The sequence below is a fragment of the Rhizobium sp. AP16 genome, from assembly GCF_000281735.1.
In the GTDB taxonomy this organism is placed as follows: Bacteria; Pseudomonadota; Alphaproteobacteria; order Rhizobiales; family Rhizobiaceae; genus Rhizobium; species Rhizobium rhizogenes.
Window position 1 is genome coordinate 15,420 of the sequence record NZ_AJVM01000085.1, and the last position, 14,050, is coordinate 29,469.

The window sequence follows — 14,050 nt, forward strand, 5'->3', positions numbered from 1 at the left end:
ATAATCAGGGAAGGGAATTCCATGCCGAAAGCCAATCCACGTCATCCGAAATTCCCGATTCCGGGCGGCCCGGTGCTGCGCGCCAAGGGCTGGCGGCAGGAAGCGCTGCTGCGGCTGCTGGAAAACGTGCTCTCCGTCGGCGAGGACCCGGACAATCTCATCGTCTATGCCGCGCTCGGCAAGGCGGCGCGCAACTGGGCGGCACACAAAGGAATCGTCAAGGCGCTGACCGAGATGGAGGAGGATCAGACGCTGCTGATCCAGTCCGGCAAGCCGATCGGCCTCGTCCGCACCCATGCCAAGGCGCCGCTGGTGATCATGGCCAACTGCAACATCGTCGGGCAATGGGCGAAGGCGGAAGTCTTCTACGAATTGCAGCGCAAGGGCCTGATCTGCTGGGGCGGGCTGACGGCCGGCGCCTGGCAATATATCGGCAGCCAGGGTGTCATCCAGGGCACCTATGAGATCTTCATGCGGATCGCCGAACGCCGCTTCGGCGGCGATCTTCTCGGTCGCTTCGTGCTGACCGCCGGGCTCGGCGGCATGGGCGGCGCGCAGCCTTTGGCCGGCCGGATGGCGGGCGCTGCTATCCTTTGTGTCGATATCGATGCGGAGCGTGCCAAGAAGCGCCAGGAGATCGGCTATCTCCAGGAGATCGCGCCAAACCTCGATGCGGCGCTGGCGATGATCGACGCGGCGGTGAAGGACAAAAGAGCACTCTCGGTCGGCCTCGTCGGCAATGCGGCGGAGATCTACCCTGAAATCGCGCGACGCGGCATCGTGCCCGATATCGTCACCGACCAGACCTCAGCGCATGACCTCGTCTACGGCTATGTGCCGAAGGGTATGAGCCTTGCCCAGGTCAAGGACCTGCGCGACGACGGACAGGGACAGTTGATGGCCGCGAGCCGCGCCTCGATCGTCGAGCATGTCAAAGCCATGCTGGATTTCCAGAAGAAGGGCGCTGAGGTCTTCGACAATGGCAATCTGATCCGCACCCAGGCGAAGGAAGGCGGCGTTGCCAACGCCTTCGATATCCCGATCTTCACCGAAGCCTATCTCAGGCCTCTGTTTGCCCGCGCCATCGGCCCCTTCCGCTGGATGGCGCTGTCGGGCGAGGAAAGTGATATCGCCCGCATCGATGACCTGCTGCTGGAAATGTTCCCCGACAACAAGATCATCACCAACTGGATCAGGCTTGCCCGCGAGCATGTACCCTTCGAGGGCCTGCCGGCGCGGATCGCCTGGCTTGGCCACGGAGAACGCACGGACCTCGCTCGTCGGGTCAACGAACTGGTGGCAAGCGGCGAACTCAAGGGCCCGGTCGCCTTCTCGCGTGACCATCTCGACGCCGGCGCCATGGCGCATCCGAACATCATGACCGAGCGCATGAAGGACGGCTCCGACGCGATTGCCGACTGGCCGCTGATCGACGCGATGATGCTCTGCGCTTCCATGGCCGATCTCGTCGTCGTCCATTCCGGCGGCGGCGGCTATGCCGGCTACATGACCAGCTGCGGCGTCACCGTGGTTGCCGATGGCACAGCCGAGGCCGACGAGCGGCTCGACCATGCGCTCACCAACGACACGGCGCTCGGCGTCATGCGCTATGCCGATGCCGGCTACGAAGAGGCATTGGACGAAGTGGCGAAGAAAGATGTGCCCTATATCCGTCTCGGATGAGGGCGACTGTCTTTCCTGACACCGACAGTCTATGGTCGCGGGCAAATCCTCCCCTCTATGAGAGTTGCCCGTGATCCCCTGGACCCTGCTTGATACCGCGAAAATCCCCAATGGCGGCGGTGAGTTACGCCTGAAACAGCGCGGCCAGGAATTTTCGATCATGCTCGGCACCAACGAGCTGATGAACAGCCGCCTGAGCGGCTCGGAACGGGCGCTTGCCACGCTGTCCTGCGAGAAGATCAAAGACCGGACCGCACCGCATATCCTGATCGGTGGCCTCGGCATGGGCTTTACCCTGCGTGCAGCCCTCGGCGAATTGGGCGGTGATGCAAAGGTCACGGTTGCGGAGCTGGTTCCGGCAGTCGTCGCCTGGGCACGCGGGCCGATGGCCGCCGTCTTCGACAATTGCTTGGACGATCCGCGTGTCGCCATCCACGAGGGCGATGTCCGCCCGCTCATCCGCGCCAGCAAGGCGGCCTACGACGCCATCCTGCTCGATGTCGACAACGGACCGGATGGCATTACCCACGAGGCCAATGACGGCCTCTACGACTTCAAGGGCCTGAGGGCCGCCCATGACGCACTGCGCCCCGGCGGCGTCCTCGCCGTCTGGTCATCCGGCCCCGACAGAGACTTCACCCGACGACTGCGCGACACCGGCTTTACCGCCGAAGAGATCAACACCCGCGCCAACGGCAAGAGCGGTGCGCGGCATGTCATCTGGCTGGCGGCGAAGGCGGGACGATAGAAATCGTCTCATTGAAATCATCGCTCAATTGCTATATATCAATGCTATATCTCAAAAGGAGCTATGGCATGGACACTGCAAAAATATTCTGGTCCGGCCGCTCGCAGGCCGTGCGCTTGCCGAAGGAATTCCGGTTCGATACGGATGCGGTCCGCATTCGGCGGCAGGGACAGGCGATCATCCTCGAGCCGATTGTCGAGGATTGGGATTGGCTGGAGACAGTCACTGGTCCCGTCGACCAGGATTTTGCCGAGGCGGCGACTGAACAGCCGGTCGAGCAGGAGCGCCCAGAGCTGGATATTTTCAAGTGAAATATCTGCTCGACAGCAACGCCGTCATCGCTCTGATGAAAGGCCATTCCGGCTTCGTAGCCGAGATCCGCAAACACAAACCTCAGGATTTCGCCATTCCGGCGATCGTTGCGCACGAGCTGTTTTACGGCGCCTATAAAGGTCAGCGCGTCGCCGACAATCTTGCGCGTGTCGATGCCCTGCAATTCGAGACATTGGATTTCGACAGGGAGGACGCGCGCAAGGCCGGGGAGATTCGGGCGGCGCTTGCCATCCTCGGCACGCCGATCGGCGCCTATAACGTGCTGATCGCGGGCCAGGCGGTGGCTCGCGATCTGATCCTGGTAACGCATAATGTGCGGGAATTTCAACGCGTCAAAAATCTGCGCTTCGAAGATTGGGAGACGGTCTAGAGCCCGTCGCTCACAGCAAGATAATTGGAAACCTCGATCAGATTATCATCCGGATCGCGGAAATAGACCGAGAGGATAGGGCCGGTTGCGCCGGTGCGGCGGACGGGGCCTTCTTCGATGGCGATGCCCTCTGCTGTCAGATGGGTGATGACATCGCTCAGCGGCGTCTCGCTGATAAAGCAGAGATCGGCGGAGCCCGGTGTCGGGCGCTTGGCCTTTGGTTCGAACTCATGCCCCGCCCGATGCAGGTTGATCTTCTGGTTGCCGAAGGTCAGCGCCTTGCGGCCCTCGCCGAAGGTTTCCACACCCATGCCAAGGACGCGGGCGTAAAAAGCGCAGCTTTCCTCGATGCTGGCGACCGTCAGCACCAGATGATCGAGATGGTCGATGCGGATCATGGCAAACCTCCAAACCCTGTTCTTTAGCGGCGAGCAAGCCTTGCCACAGCAAAGGCGCTGACGAGGCAGGCGGCCAGCATGGCGAGGATGAAGGCAACCACTGCCGACCAGCCATCGGCAAGCCAGAAATAGCCGCCGACCGAGCCGGCAATACTGGAGCCGAGGTAGTAGGCCAGCAGATAGAGCGACGAGGCATGCCCCTTGGCCCCAATTGCGAGCCGGCCGACCAAGGCGCTGGCAACGGAATGGGTGACGAAGAAGCCGATGGTCACCAGGATGATGCCGAGAATGACCAGCGGCAGCGGCGTGGCGAGCGTGACGGCAGCACCAAGGGCGGTCACCAGCACGCCGGCGGGCAGCACGACGAAATGGCCGATACGATCACCAAGGATACCCGCCGCCCAGGAGGCGACGATACCGAAGAGATAGGCGGTGAAGATCAGGCCGAGTTCGGTCTGGTTGAGATCGTAGGGATCGGCGACAAGCCTGAAACCGGCATAGTTATAGACCGTGACGAACGAGCCCATCACCAGGAAGCCGATGGCGAAGAGCAGCGGCAGCGCCGGATTGCGGAAGTGACCAGCCCAGGCGCGGATATGGAAGGCGGCATCGAAGCCCTTGCGCGGGGTGAAATTGCTCGACGGCGGCAGCAGGAACAGGAAGCCGGTGGCGGCGATCAGCCCGAGCACACCGACGGCGGCAAGCGCCGGACGCCATGTGAAGAGTTCGGCTATCGTGCCGGTGACCACACGGCCAGCCATGCCGCCAAAGGCATTGCCGGCGATATAGAGGCCCATGGCACCGCCAAGGCCGCGCGGATCGATCTCTTCGGCGAGATAGGTCATGGCAACCGCGGGAACGCCGCCGAGAAGGAAACCTTCCAGCGCACGGAACACCAGCAATGTCTGCCAGTTCGGCGCGACGGCGCAGGCAATGGTGCAAAGGGCGGCGCCGAGCAGCGAAACGAACATCAGGCTGCGGCGGCCGAGGCTTTCGGAAACGGCGGCGGCGCAGAAGATCGCAAAGGCGAGGAAGCCGGTCGAGAGCGACAACGACAGCGAGCTTGCCGCCGGCGTCACCCCGAAATCCTCGGCGAAGATCGGCATCAGCGGCTGCACGCAATAGAGCAGCGAAAATGTCGCGAAACCGGAGAGGAACAGTGCGATGGTCGCACGCCTGAATGCGGGCGTGCCGCGCGTCAGGAATTGCCGGGCCTCTGACTGCGGCTCGGTATCGACAAGTTTCAATTCGGGGCGGGAGGGAACTTCGGAGATGGTAAGATCTTCCGTCTGGACGGCGCGGGACATGAGGGCACACAACCTTTCTTGCCCACAAATCTAGCCAAGCCGACGTCATTAGTCCAATATATGGAACAGACGATTTCAATAGCTTTTGGAGATAGCGATGGAGCTGCGACATATCCGCTATTTTCTGGCGCTGGCGGATGAGGGAAATTTCACCCGCGCCGCCGCCAAGCTCGGCATCGGCCAACCGCCGCTCAGCCAGCAGATCCGCGACCTCGAGAATGAGGTTGGCGCGGCACTGTTTCACCGTGTCCCGCATGGCGCGGAGCTGACAGCGGCGGGCGAGGCTTTTCAGGTCGAGGCCAAGCTGGCCGTGGATGCGGCGGAAAAGGCCAAGCTTGCTGCCCAGCGCGCCAATCGCGGCGAGATCGGCCGCCTATCGCTCGGCTTCACCGCATCTTCCGCCTTCAACACGATCGTCACCTCGACCATCCGCGAATTCCGCAACCGCTGGCCGCAGGTGCGTCTGTCGTTAACCGAGATGAACACCAATGCCCTGACCGAGCGGCTTATGCGTGGCGAGATCGATGCCGCCTTCATCCGTCCCGGCCTGGAAGATCCGCGCAACGTCCGCCTCAAGCGTTTCGACGACGAGCCGATGCTGATCGCCCTGCCCGCCCACCATCCCCTGGCCGAGAAGGACCGCGTGCCGATCGCGGCGCTTGCACACGAGCCCTTCATCCTCTTCCCGCGCATGGTGGGGCTGAGCCTCTATGACGATATCGCCGCCGCCTGCCGCGATGCGGGCTTCGAGCTCTTGGTGACGCAGGAAGCGCCGCAAATCCCCTCGGTCGTCAACCTTGTAGCCGCCAATCTCGGCGTCTCCATCGTTCCCGCCTCGATCGCGCAGATCAAGCTCGACGGCGTCACCTACCGCCCCATCGACGGACCGCCGCTGGTGGCGCGGCTCGGGCTCGCGGTGCTGAAGGCGCAACGCTCGCCGGTGACGGCCAATCTGATGAGCCTGATTGCCTGACTATCCCAAGGTATCCCAATAGGGTGGATCGCCGAATGCCTTTTTCAGGTGATCGGCGATGGCCCGCAGCTTTGCGGAGGGATTGCGTCCTTCCGGATGCGCCATGAAAACGAATTCGGGCTCCGGCCGGCAGCCGACATCGATGTCGACAAGCAGCCCCTCGTTGACGGACGGGCCAGCAATGAAGGCCGGCAACAGTGCGATGCCCAACCCCGCGATTGCCGCATCGCGGGAGACATCGCCATTGTTGATGCCGAGCGCCAGCTTCCCCCTGACGATGACCGCGCCCTCCGGCCCCTGGAAACGCCAGTCGGCGATACCGCGATTGGTGTAGAAGATCCCCCGATGGTTCTCGAGATCGGACGGCGAGGCAGGCATGCCGTGCTGCCTCAAATAGTCAGGCGAAGCGACGAGAAGCCGGCGACTGCGGGCGAGTGGCCAGGCGACAAGACGGGAATCGGCAATCAGCCCATGACGAATGATCGCGTCATAGCCATCGGAAGCAGCATCGACGCGGCGGTCATCGAGTTCGAGCGTCAGTTCGATCTCGGGATGGGCGGCCAGAAAGGGATAGAGCACCGGGCCGAGATGCATGCGGCCGAAGGTGACGGGGGCGGCAATCCGCAGCGGTCCGGCCAGCGTGCCGCGCCGTTCGGCAAGGTCGGCTGCGGCCTCGCGCACCTCGCGCACGATCCGCGTCGCTCGCTCGAGGAATACGGTGCCGTCCTCCGTCAACGTCAGCTTGCGCGTCGTGCGATGCAGCAGCGTCGCACCCAGCGTCTTCTCCATCTCCGCCAGCCGCTCGCTGACCACGGATTTCGACAGGCGCAGCCGGCGCGCGGCCTCGCTGATCGATCCGGCCTCGGCAACCGTTACAAAAGCAGTGAGGCCTTCAATCTTGAGCATCGTTCGGCAATTCCGAATTCGAGTTCCATGATTTGAAGACTAATCCGAACGATCGAAAAAGGCCATCTTCCGTCCGTCGGATGAAACAACGGACACGTCCTCACACAGGAGATGGAACAATGAACCGCTTGAATGGAAAAGTCGCGATCGTCACCGGCGCCAGCTCCGGCATCGGCCGCGCCACCGCAAAGCTCTTCGCCGCCGAAGGCGCAAAAGTGATCGTCGGCGCTCGTCGCGGAGCCGAACTGGAAATCCTTGTCGCTGATATCAAGGCCACGGGCGGTGACGCAGCCGCATTGGCCGGCGATGTGCGCTCGGAAGACTATCACAAGGCACTGGTCGCGCTTGCGGTCGAGCGCTACGGCAGGCTCGATATTGCCTTCAACAATGCCGGTACGCTCGGCGAAGCCGGCCTCAGCACCGAGGTTTCAGAGGCAGGCTTTGCCGAAGCACTGGCGATCAACCTCACAGCCTCTTTCCTGGCCGCCAAGCATCAGATCGGCGAAATGATCAAGCACGGCGGTGGCTCGGTGATCTTCACCTCGACCTTTGTCGGCCATACCGTCGGCTTCCCGGGTGTCGCCGCCTACGCCGCCAGCAAGTCCGGCCTGATCGGCCTGACGCAGACACTTGCCGCCGAATTTGGCCCGCAGAATGTGCGCGTCAATGCCATATTGCCGGGCGCGGTCGACACCGACATGTATCGCGAGATGAACGACACGCCGGACAAGCAGGCTTTCGTGACCAATCTGCATGCACTGAAGCGCGTCTCCCGCCCCGAAGAGATTGCGCGCTCGGTACTCTACCTCGCCTCCGACGATGCGAGCTTTGTCACCGGCACGGCCTCCTTGGTCGATGGCGGTGTATCGATCACGCGCACCTGACCGCGTTCACGGCGGCATGAATGCACGAAGACAGGCCGCGGATCCTTCTCGCGGCCTGTCGCTCAGAACATCGTATTCGTGTTCATGGACTTCTCCGGGATCGGCTGGACCGAGTCCCAATGCTCCTCGATCTTGTTGTTCTCGACACGGAAAATATCGACGATGGCGCTGCCCCTGTCGCCGGGTTCGCGAATGGCATGGACCCTCAGGATTACATAGTCGCCGTCGACCATTACCCGGGTAATTTCACTCTTTGAATGCGGGTAGTTTTTCTTCAGGAACTCGATGAAACCGCGCAGGCCCTCGGGACCGTCGGCCGCCAGCGGGTTGTGCTGAATATATTTGCCGAGATATTTGGAAGCAGTATCGAAATCCTTGTCGTTCAACGCCTTCTGATAGAAATCCAGAACGATTTCCTTGTTCTTTTGCTCTTCCGGCGAATAGGCGCGCTCGGCGAAGGCCGGCATGGCGGCGGCCAGAATCGGTAGAGCGATCATTGCGACCTTCATCAGTTTCAAGGCTTTACTCCTTTGGCGAACTTTCCCTCAATGCTCGCTGACCCGGCGAAGCGTCGCAAGTGACAAAGCCGTGATTTCCGACTGACCACGACTGGCGATTGCCTATTGTCTGCCAAAGGCTTAGGTTTATGAGCATAAAAACAAGCGACGGGTTCGAGCCATGGTTCTCGCGGGAAAACGCATTCTTCTGATCATTTCCGGTGGCATCGCGGCCTATAAGAGCCTCGACCTCATCCGGCGGCTGCGCGAGCGTGGCGCCGCCGTCCGTCCGGTCATGACCTCGGGCGCCCAGCAATTCGTGACGCCGCTTGCCGTCGGTGCGCTGGCGGCCGACCATGTCTTCACCGACCTGTTCTCGCGGCAGGACGAGCAGGATGTCGGCCATATCCGGCTGGCGCGGGACTGCGACCTGGTGCTGATCGCCCCTGCCACCGCCGATCTGCTGGCGAAGATGGCGAACGGGCTGGCGGACGATCTCGCCTCAACCGTGCTGCTCGCCACCGACCGGCCCGTGCTTGTGGCGCCCGCGATGAACCCGAAAATGTGGGCGCATGCCGCGACGAAGCGCAATGTCGAGATATTGCGCGGCGACGGCATCCGCTTTGTCGGCCCCATGGTCGGCGAGATGGCGGAAAGTAAGGAGGCCGGTGCCGGCCGCATGGCCGAGCCGCTGGAGATCGTTGCCGCCGTCGAGATGCGGCTTGACGATGGGGCAAGGCCGCTTGCTGGCCGGAAAGCCGTCGTCACTTCTGGTCCGACGCATGAGCCGATCGATCCGGTGCGCTATATCGCCAACCGCTCGTCGGGCCGGCAGGGCCATGCCATCGCCTCGGCGCTCGCGGCCCTTGGCGCCGACGTCACCCTCGTCTCCGGCCCGGTCACCATTCCCGATCCAACAGGCATGCGCGTCGTCCATGTCGAGCGCGCGGACGAGATGCGCGATGCCGTGTTATCCGCTCTTCCGGCCGATATCGCCGTGATGGTCGCCGCCGTCGCCGACTGGAAGGTGGCCTCCGCCGCCGACCAGAAGATCAAGAAGCACCCGGGCGAATCCATCCCGACGCTGGCGCTCACCGAAAATCCCGACATCCTGAAAACCGTGGGACATCACACGCAGCGGCCGAAGCTCGTCATCGGCTTTGCCGCTGAAACGCAAGATGTGGAGAGCAACGCCAAGGCAAAGCTCGAGCGCAAGGGCGCCGACATCATCGTTGCCAACGACGTCTCGCCTTCAACCGGCATTATGGGCGGCACGCGCAACCGCGTGAAAATCGTTCGTCATGATGGCGTGGAGCAATGGCCGGACCTCGACAAGGACGAGGTGGCGGCGCGGCTGGCGGCGCTGATCGCCGAACAATTCAGGCAGGGATAGCGGCAGCCGTCTGGGGCGCGGCCAAGCTGCGCTTTTCCGGCTGGAAGGGCGTGATGTGAACGCCCATGTCGTCGATCAGCACGGAGCTTCCATCCGGAATTTCCGTCCAAGCATCGACATCGTCGTTCAGCGGCTCGGACACTAGGCAATAACCTGACCCGACAGGCGAGGCATAAAGCGTCGGCGCTTTGCGGTCGGTGGCGTAGCGCACCGCATGCAACGATTTTCCATCGGAAAAGGCAGCTGTGAAGCGCACCAGCGCCGAACCGGTCAGATGGACCGACAGCCCCTCGACAAAGCTGATGGTTTCTGAAATGGCCGCAACCGGGTTGGTCACGAGGCCGAACTGCAGTGCCAGCAGGAACATCAGTTCGGAATCGGTCGTGCCGCTGCGCGCCTGAAACAGGTGATCGTCGAGCATGGCTTCCATCGGCCGGCGCAAGCGGTCGAAATTGGAGATCTGGCCGTTGTGCTGGAAAGCCCAGTTTTCATGCACGAAAGGGTGGCAATTGTCACGCCGGGTGCCGCCGCCGGTCGCGGCGCGGACGTGGGCGAGAAAGAGCGGCGAGCGGATCTGCCGCGCCAGGCTCTTGAGATTGCAGTCGGACCAGGCCGGCAGGATATCGCGATAGCGGCCCGGCTCCGGCCTGTCGCCATACCAGGCGATGCCGAAGCCATCGCCGTTGGTCGCCGTCTTGGCGCGCGTGGCGCAGTGGGATTGTTCGATCAGGGAGTGGGCAGGCGAAGACACCAGCTCCTCCAGATAGAGGGGGTCTCCACGATAGGCTGCCCAGCGACACATATGTCTTTTGCTCCAATTCCCGCTGGCTTCCTGTCTCGCGGGAGAATGTCAAATCTAAGGACGATTGTTCAGCGGAATGGGTAATAAATTGTTAATTTCCAGCTGCTTCGACCATCAGGATGACAGATATTTGACGCCTCGTCCGATCACATTTTTGCGTCGCAGCATTTTTCTTTTGTGAACGAAGCGCTTCGGGAGGGCGTGATCGTCGCATGCAAAAGCTCGAAGAGGGACTGCGTTTCAATGCGAAAAGAAGCGTGAAATGCTTCTTCCACCCACCCTCTTGCATCCGATGAAATTTGAGCTACGTTAGGCATATTATCAACGTAACGAAAGGAAGGTGATCCAATGTCTAGTGAGATTTCGGTCCTCGTATCAGGCATGGAAATGGTTGTGAGCGCAGCGGGGCAGCCCTCGCTCTGATCAGAGCCTTCCGGAAGCGGTCTACGCTTCAGGCCAGTTACGGGCCAAAACTCATGGAAGGGTCGCTTCGCGCGGCCCTTTTTTGTGTCCAGCGATTACCGATATCGCGGCATCCAAGACTGCTCATCTCCAAGAAAAACCGGCTTGCGGTCGCTTTTTTACTTGCCGAATGGGACGAGCGCCTTAGCTAACCCTGTATGACTTACAAGGAACAGCCCGAACAGGGCGAAGCCGAACCGGCGCCATCGAAAGAACCGGCGCTTACTGCACTCTCATTGTATCCCGACCAATGGGCGCTGTTTCTCGACATCGACGGCACGCTGCTCGATCTCGCGGAAACGCCGGAAGCGATTGTCGTTCCTCCGTCCCTGCCCTACGCCCTGCAGGCCCTTTCCCGTAAGCTCGGCGGCGCTTTGGCGGTGGTAACAGGTCGCTCGGTTGCCTTTGTCGACCCCCTCTTTGCCCCCTTCCACTTTCCGGTCGCAGGCCTCCACGGTGCCGAACGACGCGATGCTGCGGGACGATTGCGGCGGGCGCTGATCCCGCCTGCTTTTCAGGAAATGAAGAGTGCGATTGCGCGGGAGGCGGAAGCCTGGCCCGGGGCGCTTGTCGAGGACAAGGGCGCCGCGATCGCGGTTCACTACCGACAGGCGCCGGAGCGCGAGGCCGAGATTGCCGAGGCGATGCAACGCTATCTCGAGGAAGCCGGCCCGGATTGGGCTCTGCAACGCGGTAAGTCGGTCGTCGAGATCTGCCCGGCGCGCGCCGGCAAGGGCTATGCCGTCGAAGCCTTTCTCGATGAGGAGCCCTTCATCGGGCGAAAGCCGCTTACGATCGGTGACGACGTGACCGACGAAGCCATGTTTGCCGCCGCCAACCGCCTCGGCGGCCAGTCCGTGCGCGTCGGCCCGCCAAACGGCAAAACGCTGGCGCGTGCATCCATTTCCTCGCCTGCGCGTTTAAGAGACATACTCGCGTCCCTCGCGGCATAGGCAGCTTCGCTGTCGCCTGCCGTATTAGACTTGAAAGGACCGCCCGTGAGCCGTCTCATCGTGATTTCCAACCGCGTCTCCGTTCCCGACAAAAAAGGCAACGCCGCCGGAGGCCTGGCCGTGGCCCTGCGGGCGGCACTTGAAGAACATGGTGGCATCTGGATGGGCTGGTCCGGCAATTCCAGTGGCGACAAGGAGCCGGAGCCGCTGGTGATGACGGACCACGGCAACATCACCTATGCCCTGACAGATCTCACCCAGACCGATGTCGAGGAATACTATCAGGGCTTCGCCAACCGCGTGCTCTGGCCGATCTGTCATTACCGGCTGGATCTTGCCGAGTATGGCCGCAAGGAGATGGACGGCTATTTCCGCGTCAATCGCTTCTTTGCCCATCGCCTCGCGCCGCTGATCCAGCCGGACGACGTCATCTGGGTGCATGACTATCATCTCATTCCGCTGGCAGCCGAGTTGAGGCAAATGGGCCTGAAGAACCGCATCGGCTTCTTCCTGCATATTCCATGGCCGCCGGCCGATGTGCTCGCCATCATGCCCGTGCATCAGGAGATCATGCGCAGTCTCTCCGCCTACGATCTTCTCGGCTTTCAGACGGACCACGACCTCGAAAACTTCGCCAGTTGCCTCAAGCGCGAGGAGATCGGCGACGAGATCGGTCCCGGCCTCTTCAGCGCCCATGGCCGGACATTCCGCGGCGGTGCCTATTCGATCGGCATCGAGACCGCCGCCTTCGCAGACTTCGCCCGCAAGGCGGCGAGCCATAGCATGGTGCGCAAGGCCCGGCAGAGCATCGAGGGCCGAGACCTGATCATCGGCGTCGACCGGCTCGATTACTCCAAGGGGATCACCCAGCGCATCGAGGCTTTCGAGCGTTTCCTCGGCGACAATCCCGCCTATCAGAACCGCGTGACCTATCTGCAGGTTACCCCGAAATCGCGCTCCGAGGTGCCGGAATACGAGGCGATGCAGCAAGCTGTCGCGGAACAGGCCGGCCGGGTCAACGGCGCGATCGGCACGGTCGACTGGGTGCCGATCCGCTATATCAACCGCTCGATCAGCCGCCCCGTGCTGGCCGGCCTTTATCGGTTGGGCAGGATCGGCCTGGTGACACCGCTGCGTGACGGTATGAACCTCGTCGCCAAGGAATATGTGGCCGCGCAGGATCCGGACGACCCCGGCGTGCTGGTGCTTTCGCGTTTCGCAGGCGCCGCGCGCGAGCTGAAGGGCGCGCTGCTGGTCAATCCCTACGACATCGAGGCAACCGCCAATGCCATGGCGCGCGGGCTCACCATGCCGCTGGAAGAACGGCAGCGACGCTGGCGGGGCATGATGGATCATCTTCTGGAACACGATGTCGCACGCTGGTGCAATGATTTTCTGAAGGACCTGACGGAAGAGGCGAAGCCGCCGGTCAATCAGGTCACTTTGCGGCTGGTTCCATGAGCAGCCATTCCGTCAGTCGCCCGGCATGCATGCCCGGCGACTTCGGCGGCAGAAGCCAGTAACCGCGATCCGGTGCCTCCAGCATCGGGCCGGCGGTTACCAGCATTCGTCCGGCCAACAACTGATCCACCAGCCCCATCCAGCCAAGCGCCAGCCCCTGCTCGCCGATCGCCGCCTGCACCACCAGCGAATAGGTATTGAACCGCAGATCGCCATGGCCGGCGTAGGTGTCGCGGCTGATACCAAGTTCGGCGAAATAGCTCTTCCAATCGAACCAGGGTGACGGCGTGTCCGTGTCCAGATGCACGAGCGTTGCCCGCGCCAGATGGCCTGGATCCTCAAACGGACCGTATTTATCGATGAAGCCCTGCGCGCAGACCGGCGCCACCTTCTCGGGCAATAGCAGCACCGCTTCGGGGCCAAACTCCTGACGGGTGCCGAAGACGACGGCGACATCGCCGCTGTCCGACTGGCCGCGCTCCTGCCGCTGCGTGGCGACGATCTGGATATCCAGCTCCGGATAGACCAAACGAAACCGATGCATGCGCGGGATCAACCAGAGTGCTGAGAATGCATAGTCGGTTCGGAGCCGCACCATGGGGCGTTCCGCTTCAGCGCGAAAGCCGTGCACCAGAGAATCGACGCCACCGACCGCTTTTTCGGCGATCTCTAACAGACGACGGCCTTCCGATGAGAGTTCGACACCCCGATGCTGGCGATGGAACAGGGTGACACCCATCTGCTCCTCGATCCGCCGGATCTGATAGCTGACCGCCGGCTGGGTCAGTCCGAGGCTGGCTGCGGCAGATGACAGGCTGCCTGAACGTGCCACCTCGACAAAAATTCGCAGCCACCCGAGATCTACCGGCCGTTCAGCCAT

Annotated in this window: 15 protein-coding genes; 9 read left to right on the forward strand and 6 right to left on the reverse strand. The window is 62.2% G+C overall.

The window, feature by feature from the left end:
• Nucleotides 1-21 precede the first annotated feature (21 nt).
• The 4 genes from PMI03_RS28955 (at nucleotide 22) to PMI03_RS28970 (ending at nucleotide 3,134) form a co-directional block, all read left to right on the forward strand.
• A complete protein-coding gene (locus tag PMI03_RS28955; protein ID WP_007702732.1) occupies nucleotides 22-1,683 on the forward strand; it encodes a urocanate hydratase in 1,662 nt (553 codons plus the stop codon).
• A gap of 70 nt (nucleotides 1,684-1,753) precedes the next feature.
• Nucleotides 1,754-2,431 (forward strand): spermidine synthase, encoded by a 678-nt coding sequence (locus tag PMI03_RS28960; protein ID WP_007702735.1) that lies wholly within the window; start codon nucleotides 1,754-1,756, stop codon nucleotides 2,429-2,431.
• 68 nt (nucleotides 2,432-2,499) lie between these two features.
• Nucleotides 2,500-2,742 (forward strand): AbrB/MazE/SpoVT family DNA-binding domain-containing protein, encoded by a 243-nt coding sequence (locus tag PMI03_RS28965; RefSeq protein ID WP_007702738.1) that lies wholly within the window; start codon nucleotides 2,500-2,502, stop codon nucleotides 2,740-2,742.
• Nucleotides 2,739-3,134, forward strand: coding sequence for a type II toxin-antitoxin system VapC family toxin (locus PMI03_RS28970; protein WP_007702741.1), 396 nt, complete (start codon nucleotides 2,739-2,741; stop codon nucleotides 3,132-3,134). The genes PMI03_RS28965 and PMI03_RS28970 overlap by 4 nt, the downstream gene beginning before the upstream one ends.
• Here the strand turns inward: PMI03_RS28970 and PMI03_RS28975 are convergent.
• The gene (locus PMI03_RS28975; RefSeq protein WP_007702743.1) at nucleotides 3,131-3,532 is read right to left on the reverse strand and encodes a VOC family protein; all 402 of its coding nucleotides are present in this window, start codon (nucleotides 3,530-3,532) and stop codon (nucleotides 3,131-3,133) included. The genes PMI03_RS28970 and PMI03_RS28975 overlap by 4 nt on opposite strands.
• A gap of 23 nt (nucleotides 3,533-3,555) precedes the next feature.
• On the reverse strand, nucleotides 3,556-4,839 hold the full coding sequence (locus PMI03_RS28980; protein WP_007702745.1) for an MFS transporter: 1,284 nt from the start codon (nucleotides 4,837-4,839) through the stop codon (nucleotides 3,556-3,558).
• Between the two features lie 97 nt (nucleotides 4,840-4,936).
• On the opposite strand from PMI03_RS28980, the gene PMI03_RS28985 reads away from it, so the two are divergent.
• On the forward strand, nucleotides 4,937-5,812 hold the full coding sequence (locus PMI03_RS28985) for a LysR family transcriptional regulator (RefSeq protein ID WP_007702747.1): 876 nt from the start codon (nucleotides 4,937-4,939) through the stop codon (nucleotides 5,810-5,812).
• Here PMI03_RS28985 and PMI03_RS28990 read toward each other — a convergent pair whose 3' ends face one another.
• Entirely contained in the window at nucleotides 5,813-6,718 is a 906-nt protein-coding gene (locus PMI03_RS28990) for a LysR family transcriptional regulator (protein WP_007702748.1), read from the reverse strand.
• A 119-nt stretch (nucleotides 6,719-6,837) separates the two neighbouring features.
• Between PMI03_RS28990 and PMI03_RS28995 the strand changes: the two genes are divergently transcribed.
• Nucleotides 6,838-7,602 carry an SDR family oxidoreductase gene (locus PMI03_RS28995; RefSeq protein ID WP_007702749.1) on the forward strand — a complete coding sequence of 255 codons (765 nt, stop codon included), beginning with the start codon at nucleotides 6,838-6,840 and terminating at the stop codon, nucleotides 7,600-7,602.
• A 62-nt stretch (nucleotides 7,603-7,664) separates the two neighbouring features.
• Here PMI03_RS28995 and PMI03_RS29000 read toward each other — a convergent pair whose 3' ends face one another.
• Entirely contained in the window at nucleotides 7,665-8,111 is a 447-nt protein-coding gene (locus PMI03_RS29000) for an ester cyclase (protein ID WP_012650855.1), read from the reverse strand.
• A gap of 169 nt (nucleotides 8,112-8,280) precedes the next feature.
• Between PMI03_RS29000 and coaBC the strand changes: the two genes are divergently transcribed.
• On the forward strand, nucleotides 8,281-9,492 hold the full coding sequence (gene coaBC, locus PMI03_RS29005) for a bifunctional phosphopantothenoylcysteine decarboxylase/phosphopantothenate--cysteine ligase CoaBC (protein ID WP_007702751.1): 1,212 nt from the start codon (nucleotides 8,281-8,283) through the stop codon (nucleotides 9,490-9,492).
• On the opposite strand, the gene PMI03_RS29010 is transcribed toward coaBC, so the two are convergent.
• Nucleotides 9,479-10,294 (reverse strand): class II glutamine amidotransferase, encoded by an 816-nt coding sequence (locus tag PMI03_RS29010; protein WP_007702753.1) that lies wholly within the window; start codon nucleotides 10,292-10,294, stop codon nucleotides 9,479-9,481. The genes coaBC and PMI03_RS29010 overlap by 14 nt on opposite strands.
• Nucleotides 10,295-10,914: 620 nt before the next feature.
• On the opposite strand from PMI03_RS29010, the gene otsB reads away from it, so the two are divergent.
• Both otsB and otsA read left to right on the forward strand, forming a co-directional pair.
• On the forward strand, nucleotides 10,915-11,709 hold the full coding sequence (gene otsB / locus PMI03_RS29015) for a trehalose-phosphatase (RefSeq protein ID WP_007702754.1): 795 nt from the start codon (nucleotides 10,915-10,917) through the stop codon (nucleotides 11,707-11,709).
• A 45-nt stretch (nucleotides 11,710-11,754) separates the two neighbouring features.
• A complete protein-coding gene (otsA, locus tag PMI03_RS29020; RefSeq protein ID WP_007702755.1) occupies nucleotides 11,755-13,170 on the forward strand; it encodes an alpha,alpha-trehalose-phosphate synthase (UDP-forming) in 1,416 nt (471 codons plus the stop codon).
• Here otsA and PMI03_RS29025 read toward each other — a convergent pair.
• A complete protein-coding gene (locus PMI03_RS29025; protein WP_007702756.1) occupies nucleotides 13,148-14,050 on the reverse strand; it encodes a choline sulfate utilization transcriptional regulator in 903 nt (300 codons plus the stop codon). The two genes, otsA and PMI03_RS29025, sit on opposite strands and share 23 nt — an antisense overlap.